Genomic DNA, 12039 nt, shown 5'->3' with positions numbered 1-12039 from the left:
TGGCTAATCCCAGTTAGATAACTCGTTTTAATTAGTTGACATTCACGCCGTGTTGTAATGCGAGGGCGCGTAGACCACCGGCATACCCTTGTCCAACTGCTTTGAATTTCCAATCATTATTATAGCGGTAGATTTCACCAAAGATCATAGCGGTCTCGGTTGAATAATCTTCGGATAAATCAAAACGGACGACTTCCTGTTGATTATCTCGATTCACAATGCGCACATACGCATTACTCACTTGACCAAAGTTTTGTCGGCGAATTTCGGCATCATGAATGGTTACGACTATGACCAATTTTTGGATTTCAGTCGGGACTTTTGATAGGGTGACATGCACGGTTTCATCATCGCCTTCACCTGCGCCAGTTTGATTATCTCCGGTATGTTCAATTGCACCTTCGGGTGAATTTTTTTGATTATAAAAAATAAAATACGCATCGTTCGGCACCCGCCCATCCGCCCGAACCATAAATAAACTGGCATCTAAATCAAATGGTTGGCCATCGGTTGCGCGGGCATCCCAACCCAACCCCACTAATACGTTAATTAAATTAGGCGCCTCTTTACTCAGGTTGACATTTCCACCTTTATTTAAACTCAGTGCCATGTTTGATTCTCCTCGTTGAGATTAAATGTCATTAGATCAAGCGTCGTGATGGATTGAAAAATTCACATGATGTTTGAGCAATTGCTGCTCGAATGTAACGGATGATTGACACAGTTTCATTGCCGCGCCTCGGCTTGAATATCACCAATTCGCCGCACCCAATGCCCCTGACTTAATACGGCTAATGGCAAACGACTGGCAGCGGTGGCGGCCGCGGTGCGATCAGGAAAACTGCCAACAATCGCAATAAACCGATTGCGCGTTGGAATGATGCGAACGTCTTTCAATTGATGTTGGGCAATGTAATCTTTTACAATTTGTATTTCCATTGCGGTTAATAATTGAATAGCAAAGGCTGCTGAATCTTGTTGTGCCAACCATGCCACATCCGGCTGAGTAATTTGTGCCTCTGTTGCCACAGGTGGGGGATTTGTTGCAATTGGGGTGGCAGCAGGCGAGGTTGGTCGGTCATTTTCTAAATTTTGTGGCGATTTTGAATCGCGTTGTAATTGTGCTAAAGCGGTTGCAATCTGTTGTTTTAAATCCTGATCCTGCACCTGGCCTTGTGCGTCGGTCAACACCTGCGCCAACGCGTCGGTTGCCGAGCCTTGCGGTGCCGATTGAGCAATCGTGTAGTTCGGCGTGGTCATGGCGATGGTAAAGCCCGTTTGTGGCGATTTCCCCAATTGTTGCCCTAATAATACTAATACTGCCGCCATGCCCAGTCCTGTTAAAACTGGAACAAACCAACGTTGTCGCCAAAAAGCGACGCCTCGGGCCGGCGTCTCTTTTTCATCAAGGCCATCAGGCGCAGTGGGTGATCGCGCCGCAGTGGTGCGACTGTCAGCGGCGGTGACCTCATCAGCGGTCAGTAATTCTGCCGGGGTGACGCCCGCCGCCGCTTTTTCTAAATTGCGGCATAGGCGAATTAACCATTCAGTGGCAAGCGTGTTAATTGCCGCCGGTAATCCTTCACTGCGTTGGAATAATTGCGCAACCTCCATTGGTTTTAACCAGGCGTCAGGTGTATCACAGCCGGACATGCGCAATCGGTGAATGAGATAGCTGCGGGTTTGTTCTAAATTAAACGAGCGAATTTGAATACGTTTGAAGTTATTGACATCATCCGGTTCTAATGCGTTGGTGTATTGGTGGGCGGACGCGGATGTTCCCACTAATAATAAACTTGGAGCAGTTTTAACCGCAGTAATGATGTCACTGCGCAGCCGTAAGAGTTGGCGAATGATGTCGGCGCCTAATAAATGCGCGTCATCGATGGCAATTAAACGGTTGACTGGCGGTTGATTGGGATTGCCCAAGAGTTCACGCAATGATGATTCGGGGGCGTCGATGCCTAATGTTAATAAGTGATTGCGAATGGTTAATTCCACTGCTGCAAAAGTGGTATTGCGCCGACCACGAAATGCAATTAAATCAAAAGAGGTCGGCAGAATGCTCAAGATTTGCATCAATTGCACACTACGGCCAGAACCGGCAGCACCGCTTAATAAAACAATTGAATTCGGTTCCGCCAGTGCATTTAATACCATTTCCCGCAAACTTTCTAACAGGGTATCGGTGTAAATAAACACATCGCCCGCATCAGCAGCAAAGGGGTCCTGTTTTAATTGCAGGCGCGTGAGACAATCTGGAGTAGGTGCCATAACAGCAGCAAGATCATTTAATGGGTTTTAAGAAGAAGTGGGTTTATTGCGTCCAGCCGCGAGCGGTTGCAGGGCTTCAGTTTCATTTGTTTCTGACGGTGCCGCCGTCTGCTCAGGTTCATTCCAATTTTCAAACATGGCTTGTGCCTCAGGGAAGCGTTGGCATAATTCTTCTTTTAAGAGCGCATCGCCATTATTTTGATAATCAAATACTTGTAATTGGGTGGCAAAACTACCCATTGGTCTGAAGGTAATATCTTGCACCGTTGCTTTCGCTTGTACTGTCACAACATCGCCGCCATTGGGTAATACAATTGGGACGCTTAACGCATAGACTGTGTCTTCAAATAATTTGCGCGTTAAATTGACGCGCATGATGCTGGGCGTGACATTTTCAGTCCAGCCCGGTAGAAACGTGCCGTCTTCTAAAGTCAGTTTAATGCGCCGCCGCAATGGAAACGATACAATTCGTTTGATGCTTCTGAAATCACCGCCGCCGGCATTATTTGCCCGGACAATTAAAGGTGAGGCGATATATTCCAGCGTCGCTTGAAAAGCAGCTTCGCCGTCTGCCTCGAAGTCTTCAATAAATAACCCAATGCGAAAATCACCTTCAAGTGAATCAAACACACAATTACAAATGCGGGCGCTGGCGTGAATACCAATTTGACCTTTCGCTTCAACGCTATACACAAAAACGACGATTTTTAATGCGGTACCTAGTGCGTCACCCTGATCGCAATGCAAACTTAATCCGCGATCAGAAATATCATGCGCCCACAATAATTTAGTTTTGCCGTCTGGGTAAATAATTCCTACACGCAATTGACAGGGATACCGTGGTCCTTGACGGCGGTCTGACATTTGTTGAAACACTGAGATGATCTACCTGCTCAAGTAATCGTAAGTTAAAATAGTTTTGGTGAACCAATCTTGAAATTGCTGTTGGGAATTGCGGCGCGGCGGGTATTAACAAAAATGAGTTGCCTCACCACGCGCCGCCCAGATAACAATTGAGTTATCTCCAATACAGAACAGCACCAGTTTTAATTGGGTTTAATGACTCGAAATAATACGCGCCATGGCGGCGCGGACACGATTGCCGGGGACGGAAAATGCAATGCCGACATTACCGCCCGCCGGACCAATTAACGCGGTGTTAATCCCGACCACTTCACCGGCTAAGTTAATTAACGGCCCGCCGGAATTGCCGGGGTTTATTGACGCATCGGTTTGAACCAATTCGCCCATGCTATTGTCGGCAATTCCCGTCCGCCCAACCGCGCTGACAATCCCTGAGGTGACGGTTTGACCCAAGCCGAATGGATTGCCAATGGCAATAACAAAATCGCCCACTTCTAATTCATCTGAATTGGCGAAGCGCAATTTGGGCGCTTGCACGGGTGGAATGCGTAAAACGGCGATGTCGGCGCGGGCGTCGCTGCCAATGAGATAGGCTTTGAAACTGCGGCGATCTTTGAGCGTGACGACAATATCATCTGAATTTTCAACGACATGCGCGTTGGTTAATACATAGCCGCGCCGCGCATCAACAATCAGTCCCGAGGCGATGCTTTGGCGGCGTTGTAAGCCGGATTCTTCTTCTTCCAAACTGGGCAGCGGTAAATCGAATTTTTCTAAAAAGCGGCGGAATTCGGGATCGCGCAAGATCGGGTGATCTTCCGTCACCACTTCCGAAAACACTGACACGTTGACCACCGCCGGCGTGATCCGCGCCAGCAGCGGTGCCAGCGATGGATACCCGCCTTTGCGTTTGCGGTAGGGCAGTTCTTCGGGAAAGGGGAGCGGCGCGGTGGCGGCTGGTTCTGTCAATGCGACTTCATCAACTGGAATCGCCGCCGAGGAAGCGCAGCCACTGGTGAAACTGGTGCTGATAATGGTCAGAAAAATGGCGATCCCGGTCAATAAACCGACGCGCTGTGCTGACATGGCGGCATGAATCCCGGCGAAGTGATTGACTGATGAGCATAACATGAGTGCGCAGTTTACGGTGATTCCAGTGGCGTGATGTCTAGGTATTCCGCCACTGCGCCCGCATTCGGGGCGGTCAAATGCGGAATCACGCCGAGGCACGGCCGCGGCAGTAACTCGGTCAACAGCGCGCAGGTCTCGTCAGCCGCGACCATGTCCGGATCAACGCTGCTGCCGATCCAGCCGATCAGCGGGACGCGGTCGGCAATTAACCGCTCGGCGGTCAACAGCGCGTGATTGACACAACCCAGCCGCAGCCCGACGGTCAAGATCACCGGTATTTCCAACCAATTGGGCAGATCACTCACGGCAAAGTCGGCGGTCAACGGCACCCGCCAGCCGCCGATCCCCTCGACAATCACCCAGTCGGCTTGGTTGCGCAGTTGGGCATACGCGGTGCGGATCAGATCAGGTTGAATAATTCGCCCGGCGTGCGCGGCGGCCAGCGGTGGCGCCAGCGGCAGCGCGAACGCAAACGGGTTGATGGTGGAATAGGCGACCGGGCGACTGCTCTGCGCCTGCAATGCGCGGGCATCGGCGTTAATTAACCCGCCCTGCGCGTCGCGGTCACAGCCGCTCGCCACCGGTTTCATGCCCAACACGGTGTACCCGCGCTGCTGCAATGCGGCCATGATGCCTAAACTAATCAAGGTTTTACCGCAGCCGGTATCGGTACCGGTGATGAACACGCCGCGGCCGGTCACGATTGCACCGCCGTTGCGTCAGGTGGTTGACACTGCTGGCGCGGGGTGAGCGGTAACGCCACTGCGACGCTCGGGCGGGATTGCGCAACTGTCGCCTGCCACGCCAAGCCGTAAGTCACCTCCCACGTTGCCGGCCACCGCCCGTCGGGATGGCGCCACGGTTGATACGCCCGCTCCAGTGCCGCAAACCGTGCGCGACTGGTCAGACCGCGAGCGCGCTGGTGTAACGGATTGTGCGCACCGATGCCTTTGAGGTCGCGCATCAAATCACGCAAGTTGGCATAAGTCATCACGATCCGTTCCGCATCCATCACCGGCTCGGCAAATCCCACCCGCAGCAGCGCGTCGCCGATGTCGTGCAGATCAAAAAATTCGCTGACGTGCGGGTGGCTGTCCACCGCCGCCCAGGCGCTGCGCAACTCGTGCAAGGTGTCCACGCCGAAGGTGTTAAACAGGAATGCACCGCCGGGGCGTAACACCTGCGCCAGCGTTGCCAGCGTCGCCTCCAGCGCATTTGACCATTGCAGCGTGGCATTGCTGAAAATCAGGTCAACGCTGCGCGGCGCCAGCGGTAGCGCGTCCACGTCCGCGCATAAAAATTGCACGGGCGACGGCGCAGTTGTTGGCGCAACTGATTGATTGGTCAACAGTTGTTGCCGAGCGCAGGTCAACATGGCCGGGGCAAAATCGAGCGCGATCACCTCGGCAGTTGGGTAGCGGCGGCACAGGTCGGGTAACGCGGTGCCGGTGCCGCAACCTAGATCGAGAATGCGTTGCGGTTGAATGCGCAGCAGATCGAGCCGTTCGAGCAGGCGGCAGTTGAGTTCCTGTTGCAGGATGGCGTATTGATCGTAGTGCGGCGCAGCGCGGTCAAATGCGCGGCGGGCGGCGGATTTGTCAATCGGTGGAGCGGGGGGCGGCGGTGGCGCCATCATGCGCTAACTCTCTGTCATTGCTTGTAAAAAATCGTTCGTCACGGCGGCGGTCTCATCAGGATGTGACAGCCAGGGCGCGTGACCACTGCCGGCGATCACACGCTGGTGACTGGCGGGCATCCAGTGCGCCAAATCGGCGGCGACGCGAGCGGGTACCAGTGTATCGCGTTCGCCCAATAACCACAGCGTCGGTTGGCGTAGCTGGCGCAGGTGCGGACGTAAGTCACTGTTGCGCAACAGATTTAACCCGGTGGCGAGCGCGGCCGCTGCTGGCGCGGGGCTGTCGGCTAACGCGCTGCGCAGGTGGCGTAACGTGTCACGCGCCGCATTGCTGTTGAGAACTTGTAACGCGAGAAATTGGTCGAGCGTGACGGCTGGATCAGCGACGAGCGCGGCGTGAAATCGTTCCAAAATGTGAACGGGAATGGCGGCCGGCCAGTCGGGTTGTTGCACAAAACACGCGCTGCTGGTGACGAGGATCAGCGCCGCGACGCGCTCGGGGGCTTGCACTGCCGCTTGCTGCGCCACCAGTCCGCCGAGTGACCAGCCCAGCCAAATCGCCCGCTCGGGGGCGCGGCTGAGGCAGTCAATTGCCCAATCGGCGAGGGTGGCGGGGACGGGTTGCGCGGCGGCGTGACCGTGGCCGGGGAGGTCGAGCGGGTGGCGTGGGTGATGCGCTGCGATGGTGGGCGGCAAGGTGCGCCACACGGCGGCACTCATGCCCCAGCCGGGTAATAAAACGAGTGGTGTCACGCGAAATGATCTGCGGTATTTTTAATCTAATGATAATGGATAATGCCGCAATTCGACGGGTGGTGTAAAGGCCGCCCATAATTCGGCGTAACTGCGGTTTAATGCGGGGTGTAGTGCGGTGGGGGCAATGGCGGCGAGCGGTGCTAATACGAAAGCGTAGCGCACGATTTCATCACGCGGTAATTGATAACCGTCAATAACACCGACCGCGTCGCCGTAAGTTAATAAATCCAAATCTAAAGTACGCGGGGCGAATTTTGCGCCGCCGCGTATTCGCCCGCCGGCATCTTCAATTGCGCGTAATTGGGTAATCATCGCGTGAACGGGTAATGCAGTTTGAATCCCGGCCACGAGATTCAAAAACGGTTCACCAATAAACCCTTCCGCCGCTGTTTCATAAATCGGTGAGCAATGCACCGCGCCGAATTGATTGCGCAGGGCGTGAATTGCGCCGCGAATGGAGTATTCACGATTGACATTGCTGCCAATGCTAATCCACGCTGGCACGGGCGCGGCATTTGTTGAAGCGGGATGATTATTCATAGTGAAGAATTCACCGGCGAATTGTGGGTTGACAAAATGGTTTGACCGCTATTAAAAACTCACCTGCAATCAATAGTCATCAAGCGCGGCTTCGGCGGTCAATCAACTCTACCCTGAAGTGGGCATTATTCAAGTCTTGCCGCGTCCAGTCCCTGTGCAAATCGCAAACATATACCAATACGCAGTCACACCTGGGCAACGTTAATGACATACACTGTTGCTGCCAGTGCCATTCGCCCGGCGCCATTCTTGCGTATTCAGCGACGCTTGCCCTACAGTAGAGTTTTCACAGCCGCCGCCGTTCTCATCAGCGCTCGACTGTCCTTATGAATTCTGTCAACCATTTGGCGCCGCAGTTGCGATCCGACCTGCGCCGAAGCGGTGTGATGCCAAGTTTTGCCACGAGTGTTCACCATGATTAAACGTGTTGCAATTGCAGACCTGCGCGTTGGCATGTTCATCCACGATCTTGACTGCGGTTGGCTCGATCACCCGTTTGTCAGCAACCAACTGTATGTCAAAGATGAGCGCGCCATCCGCAAATTGATCAGCACCGGCTTGGATCATGTCTATATTGATACCGAACGCGGGCATGATGTGGAAACGGCGGTTGAGGCCAGCGTGGTGGATGCCGCGTTGCAGTTGGAACTGGAAACGGTCGCCGAGGCCAACCAAGCCACCGTCAGCCCGGTGACCTCCGAAAATGAACGCCTGCGTGCCAAAACCTTGTTATATGACGCGACCTTACAGATGCGGCGCATCATGGAGGCGGTGCGCAGCGGCCGCCCACTGGAATTGCACAGCCTCGAACCGCTAATCGAGCGCATGATCCAATCGGCATTCAGCAATCCACACGCCATCACCAGCATCGCCCGCCTCAAGTTGCGTGATGAATACACCTTCATGCACTCGGTCAGCGTCGCCGCGCTGTTGGTGACTTTTGCGCGGGAATTGGATTTACCCTATTCCGAAATTCAAGGACTAGTGCTCGGCGGCTTATTACACGACATCGGCAAAGCATTAGTCCCGCTCACGGTATTAAATAAACCAGCGGCCTTAACTGACCTCGAATTCGCCCAAATGAAACAGCACGTTGATTTGGGCAGCGGTTTATTATGTCAATTGCCCGGACTGGACCCGGTGGCGATTAAAGTGATGCAATTACACCATGAACGGGTGGACGGCTCCGGGTATCCATTGGGATTAAAACAGGACCAAATTGATCGCATTGGTCGAATGGCGGCGATTGTTGATGTGTATGATGCGCTGACCTCAGTGCGCGTGTATAAAGAAGCCTGGCTGCCGAATAAAGCGACCAAAAAACTGCTCGAATGGAGTGATAGTCATTTCGACCGCGCTCTGGTGTTACATTTCGCCCGCTGTATTGGCGTTTACCCCGTCGGCTCCGTCGTGGCATTAGAATCCGGCATGTTGGCAATCGTCGTAGATCAGGGCAATGATTTATTACGTCCACTGGTGCGCGTGGTTTATAATCGCAAACAACGACATTTTGACCGTATGAGGGATATTGCCCTCGAAGATAGCCCCACAGAACGCATTGTCGGCGCAGTTGATCCAGCGGTATATGGCATTGATATTGAACGTTTTTTATAGATAACCCTTCACTAAATCCACCAAAACTAAGCCCTTGAAATTGAGAGTAATCACCGTATGAGTAGTCGTGTTTTTAAAGATAAGATTTTTCCTAAACACATTTCGGATTTAATGACCTTAATGCACATGATGGTCTTTGATGGCACCGATGGGGAAGAACAATGGGAAACCTTTTTAACGCTGGAAGAAAAGGAATGCGTAGCATTAGGATTAGCCCAGTATTATCAATGCGAACATTGCATTGAACATCACACCAAAGCACTTAATCGAATGCGCAAGGTGCCAGAAGAAACACTCTCCAGAAATATGAATTCGCTGGTGTTATTTTTGCGCACCGACGTGTCGCGGGTGTATGAAAGTGAACGGCAACGCTGGATTCAAGCCTGGAATGAATTTGCACTCAAAGTTGCATTAAACCGCAGTGATCGCGCTATGCCGCACCTAATTGGTTTGGCGATTGGCATGGCCCGCGATGATGCGTTTTTAATTGATTTATGCGGGCGGGAAGTGCGCGTTATCTATGAAGAACAAAACATTGATTCGCGCCTGGTGATTGGTGAATTAGAGGCGCTGATGATCTTTATGAAAGCCGCCGCGTCAAAAAATCGCCTCGTGCCAAAAATGGAACATTTATTTGAAGAATCATTAGCGGTTGACACGCATTAGTTTTAATTGCGCGTCAATTGCCCCAGCGCCGCCGTCAACCGCTGCCACTCAGCCGCCGTGTTGGGCAAGCCAAAGCGCACCGCCGCCGGGGTGGTAAATAACCGCGTCAAGATGCCCGCCCGTGCCAAATGCGAATGCAGCGCGGCCGCGGCGGGCGTCACCACCCACTGAAATAATGCACACCCGCCCTGCGGGGTCAAACCCTGTTCCGTCAACACCTGCGCCAGCCGCTCGCCCGCCAGCGGGAGCCACGCCCGCGTGGTGATTTGCCAATCCCGATCCGCCAACGCCCGCGTCGCCACCCAGCGCGCCGGACTTGCCACTGTCCACGGCCCTAAATGCTCACCCACCGCCTGCCGCGTGGCGTCGTCGGCAAACACAAATCCCACCCGCGCCCCGGCTAATCCAAAAAATTTGCCGAGCGAGCGCAACACAATCAATCCCGTGCGCGGCAAGTCAGTCACCAAACTCTGCTCCGGCGTCACGTCCATAAACGCCTCGTCCACCACCAACCACCCGCCGCGCCGTGCCAGTGACTCGTGCCAATTCAGCAACTGCGCCCGCTCGAACCGCGCTCCGCTCGGGTTGTTGGGATGAATTAACAGCAACACGTCCAGATCAGCCGCCGCGACGGCCGCGTCCAATTCGCCAACCGTCAGCGCCAGCACTTGATGACCGGCCAGCGCCCAGGCGTGCTGATGTTCCGCGTAACTGGGCGTGAGAATGCCCACGCGGCACGGCGGGCGCAGGTGCGGCAGTGCTTGAATCGCGGCTTGACTACCGGCGACGGGCAGCAGTTGATCGCTGCCGTAATACTGCGCCGCGGCCGTTTCCAACCCGTCATCGGCTTCCGGCAGCCGTGACCAGTAACTCGTCACAGCGGCAGGCACTGGCCACGGCCGCGGGTTGATGCCGGTGGATAAATCCAGCCAGTCGGTCAGTGGAATACCGTACTCGGTCGCGGCGCGGCGTAACTGCCCACCGTGTGGCAAGGTGCGGGTGAGGTGAAGTTGAGTCATGGCAAAAATAGCCGCACGGCGGCGTCAGGATTGGACGGAAAATACAGGTGCAAATAGGACGCAGTCAGCCGTTGAATGCGCCACACCGACTCGGGTGATGCGCCCGGCCGCTGCGGCGTTGACTGCGCCAGCGGGGCAAGCGCCACCGTCGAGCGCGAGTGGTGGAACGTGTGACCGCGTAACGTGCCTTCGGGTAACGTCACCTCGTGCAACCCCAAGTTGACCAGCCGCGGCTGCATTTGTGCGTGACCGGGCAATAGGTTGAGTAATTCAATCGGTTCATTGTGGACGGCGGCCAGAGACGTGAGCGTGTACAGCAGCCCGCCGCATTCGGCCAATAGCGGCTTGTTGGCGGCATGATGGGCGCGTAACGCGGCAATTAACGCCTGATTCGCTGCCAGTTCGCGCAAGTACAGTTCTGGATAGCCGCCAGGTAAATACACCGCATCGCACGGCGGGAGCGTCTGATCGGTTAACGGTGAAAAATTGACCAACTCCGCACCCGCTGCGCGCAACACGTCCAAGTTGGCCGGGTAAATAAATGCAAAAGCGCGGTCGTGGGCAATGGCGATGCGGACGCCGCGCAGCGCACTCGTCACCTCGGTTTGCAGCGCGGGCGGCGGCGGGTGAAATGTCACCGTCGGCGGTAAATCCACCAGCGCGGTGTTCGCCAATACTGCCGCGATCCGATCCAATCGGGCGTCTAAATCGGTGATTTCTTCCGCCTGCCACAAACCAAGATGGCGGTGCGGCAATTCCAGCGCGGCATCACGGCGGATGGCGGCGAGTAACCGCACCGACTCGGGCAGCGCGTCGGTCAGCAGCGCGACGTGATTGGCACTGCCGACGCGGTTGGCCAACACGCCCGCGACCGTCAAGCCCGGCTGAAAATTGACCAACCCCCACGCAATCGCCGCAAACGTCTGCGCCATCGCATGCGCGTCAATCACGCACATCACCGGCAACGCAAATTGGGCGGCCAATTCCGCGCCAGAGGGATGGCCGTCATACAACCCCATCGCACCTTCGACCACGATCACATCTGCCGTCAGCGCCGCTTGATATAACAGCGCCTGACAATGCGCCGCGCCGCCCATCCACAGATCGAGGTTGTACACGGTCGCCCCGCTGGCGCGTTCCAAAATCAACGGGTCGAGAAAATCGGGCCCGGTTTTGAAAACCTGTACCTGCAACCCATGTTGACGATACAGCCGCGCCAATCCCGCCGTCAGCGTGGTTTTGCCCTGACCGGATGCTGGCGCGGCAATAAACACTGCCGGACAAATGGTCGCAATTGTGTTTAATACCATAAAGAGAATGGGAATATGATTGTCATATCTTGGTGCTATACTCAATTGTGAAATGACAAGGGTATTTTAACTCAACTGAATATAATTAAACGCTGCTTGACTGGGGGCGCGCACCTGATTAAACCCCGCAATTAACCTGCTTAACCTCGTCACTCACCACTTCATTCACCACGCCCAACCCATCACTGTTTTTATTAAAAAACTGCTTACGAGACCGGCCGCACGTCAG

At 54.6% G+C, this 12039-nt stretch carries 13 protein-coding genes; 3 read left to right on the top strand and 10 right to left on the bottom strand.

Annotated elements, in window-relative coordinates; translation table 11 throughout:
• Window positions 1-31: 31 nt before the first annotated feature.
• The 8 genes from HUK38_RS02440 to folK all read right to left on the bottom strand — a co-directional run bounded on the left by HUK38_RS02440 (window position 32) and on the right by folK (window position 7201).
• Window positions 32-610 carry a TerD family protein gene (locus HUK38_RS02440; RefSeq protein WP_182582197.1) on the bottom strand — a complete coding sequence of 193 codons (579 nt, stop codon included), beginning with the start codon at window positions 608-610 and terminating at the stop codon, window positions 32-34.
• 116 nt (window positions 611-726) lie between these two features.
• On the bottom strand, window positions 727-2274 hold the full coding sequence (locus HUK38_RS02435; RefSeq protein ID WP_182582196.1) for a hypothetical protein: 1548 nt from the start codon (window positions 2272-2274) through the stop codon (window positions 727-729).
• Window positions 2275-2301: 27 nt separating this feature from the next.
• Entirely contained in the window at window positions 2302-3138 is an 837-nt protein-coding gene (locus HUK38_RS02430) for a PilZ domain-containing protein (RefSeq protein WP_182582195.1), read from the bottom strand.
• Window positions 3139-3330: 192 nt separating this feature from the next.
• Window positions 3331-4269: a trypsin-like peptidase domain-containing protein gene (locus HUK38_RS02425; RefSeq protein ID WP_238787383.1), complete on the bottom strand. Its 939-nt coding sequence runs from the start codon at window positions 4267-4269 to the stop codon at window positions 3331-3333.
• An 11-nt stretch (window positions 4270-4280) separates the two neighbouring features.
• Window positions 4281-4970: a dethiobiotin synthase gene (gene bioD, locus HUK38_RS02420; RefSeq protein WP_182582194.1), complete on the bottom strand. Its 690-nt coding sequence runs from the start codon at window positions 4968-4970 to the stop codon at window positions 4281-4283.
• A complete protein-coding gene (gene bioC / locus HUK38_RS02415; RefSeq protein WP_238787381.1) occupies window positions 4967-5905 on the bottom strand; it encodes a malonyl-ACP O-methyltransferase BioC in 939 nt (312 codons plus the stop codon). Before bioC ends, bioD begins: the two co-directional genes overlap by 4 nt.
• A 3-nt stretch (window positions 5906-5908) precedes the next feature.
• On the bottom strand, window positions 5909-6658 hold the full coding sequence (bioH, locus tag HUK38_RS02410) for a pimeloyl-ACP methyl ester esterase BioH (RefSeq protein ID WP_338065343.1): 750 nt from the start codon (window positions 6656-6658) through the stop codon (window positions 5909-5911).
• Between the two features lie 21 nt (window positions 6659-6679).
• Complete coding sequence (gene folK, locus HUK38_RS02405) at window positions 6680-7201, bottom strand: 2-amino-4-hydroxy-6-hydroxymethyldihydropteridine diphosphokinase (protein ID WP_182582193.1); 522 nt, start codon at window positions 7199-7201, stop codon at window positions 6680-6682.
• A gap of 204 nt (window positions 7202-7405) precedes the next feature.
• Between folK and HUK38_RS15320 the strand changes: the two genes are divergently transcribed.
• The 3 genes from HUK38_RS15320 (at window position 7406) to HUK38_RS02395 (ending at window position 9481) form a co-directional block, all read left to right on the top strand.
• Entirely contained in the window at window positions 7406-7531 is a 126-nt protein-coding gene (locus tag HUK38_RS15320) for a hypothetical protein (RefSeq protein ID WP_275284994.1), read from the top strand.
• Window positions 7532-7615: 84 nt separating this feature from the next.
• A complete protein-coding gene (locus HUK38_RS02400; RefSeq protein ID WP_182582192.1) occupies window positions 7616-8815 on the top strand; it encodes an HD-GYP domain-containing protein in 1200 nt (399 codons plus the stop codon).
• A gap of 57 nt (window positions 8816-8872) precedes the next feature.
• Window positions 8873-9481 (top strand): carboxymuconolactone decarboxylase family protein, encoded by a 609-nt coding sequence (locus HUK38_RS02395; protein ID WP_238787379.1) that lies wholly within the window; start codon window positions 8873-8875, stop codon window positions 9479-9481.
• A 2-nt stretch (window positions 9482-9483) separates the two neighbouring features.
• Here HUK38_RS02395 and cobD read toward each other — a convergent pair whose 3' ends face one another.
• Window positions 9484-10500, bottom strand: a complete 1017-nt coding sequence (gene cobD, locus HUK38_RS02390; protein WP_182582191.1) for a threonine-phosphate decarboxylase CobD — start codon at window positions 10498-10500, stop codon at window positions 9484-9486.
• The gene (locus HUK38_RS02385) at window positions 10497-11795 is read right to left on the bottom strand and encodes a cobyrinic acid a,c-diamide synthase CobB (RefSeq protein ID WP_338065349.1); all 1299 of its coding nucleotides are present in this window, start codon (window positions 11793-11795) and stop codon (window positions 10497-10499) included. The genes cobD and HUK38_RS02385 overlap by 4 nt, the downstream gene beginning before the upstream one ends.
• Between the last annotated feature and the right edge of the window lie 244 nt (window positions 11796-12039).

It is taken from the genome of Thiospirillum jenense (assembly GCF_014145225.1).
Lineage (GTDB): Bacteria > Pseudomonadota > Gammaproteobacteria > Chromatiales > Chromatiaceae > Thiospirillum > Thiospirillum jenense.
The sequence above is the reverse complement of the archived record's forward strand: the minus strand, read 5'-3'. Positions and strand labels throughout refer to the sequence as shown.

Coding starts and splice junctions, on each gene's coding strand:
- HUK38_RS02425 (WP_238787383.1), bottom strand. CDS start 4,269: ATGTTATGCTCATCAGTCAATCACTTCGCCGGGATTCATGCCGCCATG.
- HUK38_RS02430 (WP_182582195.1), bottom strand. CDS start 3,138: ATGTCAGACCGCCGTCAAGGACCACGGTATCCCTGTCAATTGCGTGTA.
- HUK38_RS02435 (WP_182582196.1), bottom strand. CDS start 2,274: ATGGCACCTACTCCAGATTGTCTCACGCGCCTGCAATTAAAACAGGAC.
- HUK38_RS02395 (WP_238787379.1), top strand. CDS start 8,873: ATGAGTAGTCGTGTTTTTAAAGATAAGATTTTTCCTAAACACATTTCG.
- folK (WP_182582193.1), bottom strand. CDS start 7,201: ATGAATAATCATCCCGCTTCAACAAATGCCGCGCCCGTGCCAGCGTGG.
- HUK38_RS02400 (WP_182582192.1), top strand. CDS start 7,616: ATGATTAAACGTGTTGCAATTGCAGACCTGCGCGTTGGCATGTTCATC.
- HUK38_RS02440 (WP_182582197.1), bottom strand. CDS start 610: ATGGCACTGAGTTTAAATAAAGGTGGAAATGTCAACCTGAGTAAAGAG.
- cobD (WP_182582191.1), bottom strand. CDS start 10,500: ATGACTCAACTTCACCTCACCCGCACCTTGCCACACGGTGGGCAGTTA.
- bioC (WP_238787381.1), bottom strand. CDS start 5,905: ATGATGGCGCCACCGCCGCCCCCCGCTCCACCGATTGACAAATCCGCC.
- HUK38_RS15320 (WP_275284994.1), top strand. CDS start 7,406: ATGACATACACTGTTGCTGCCAGTGCCATTCGCCCGGCGCCATTCTTG.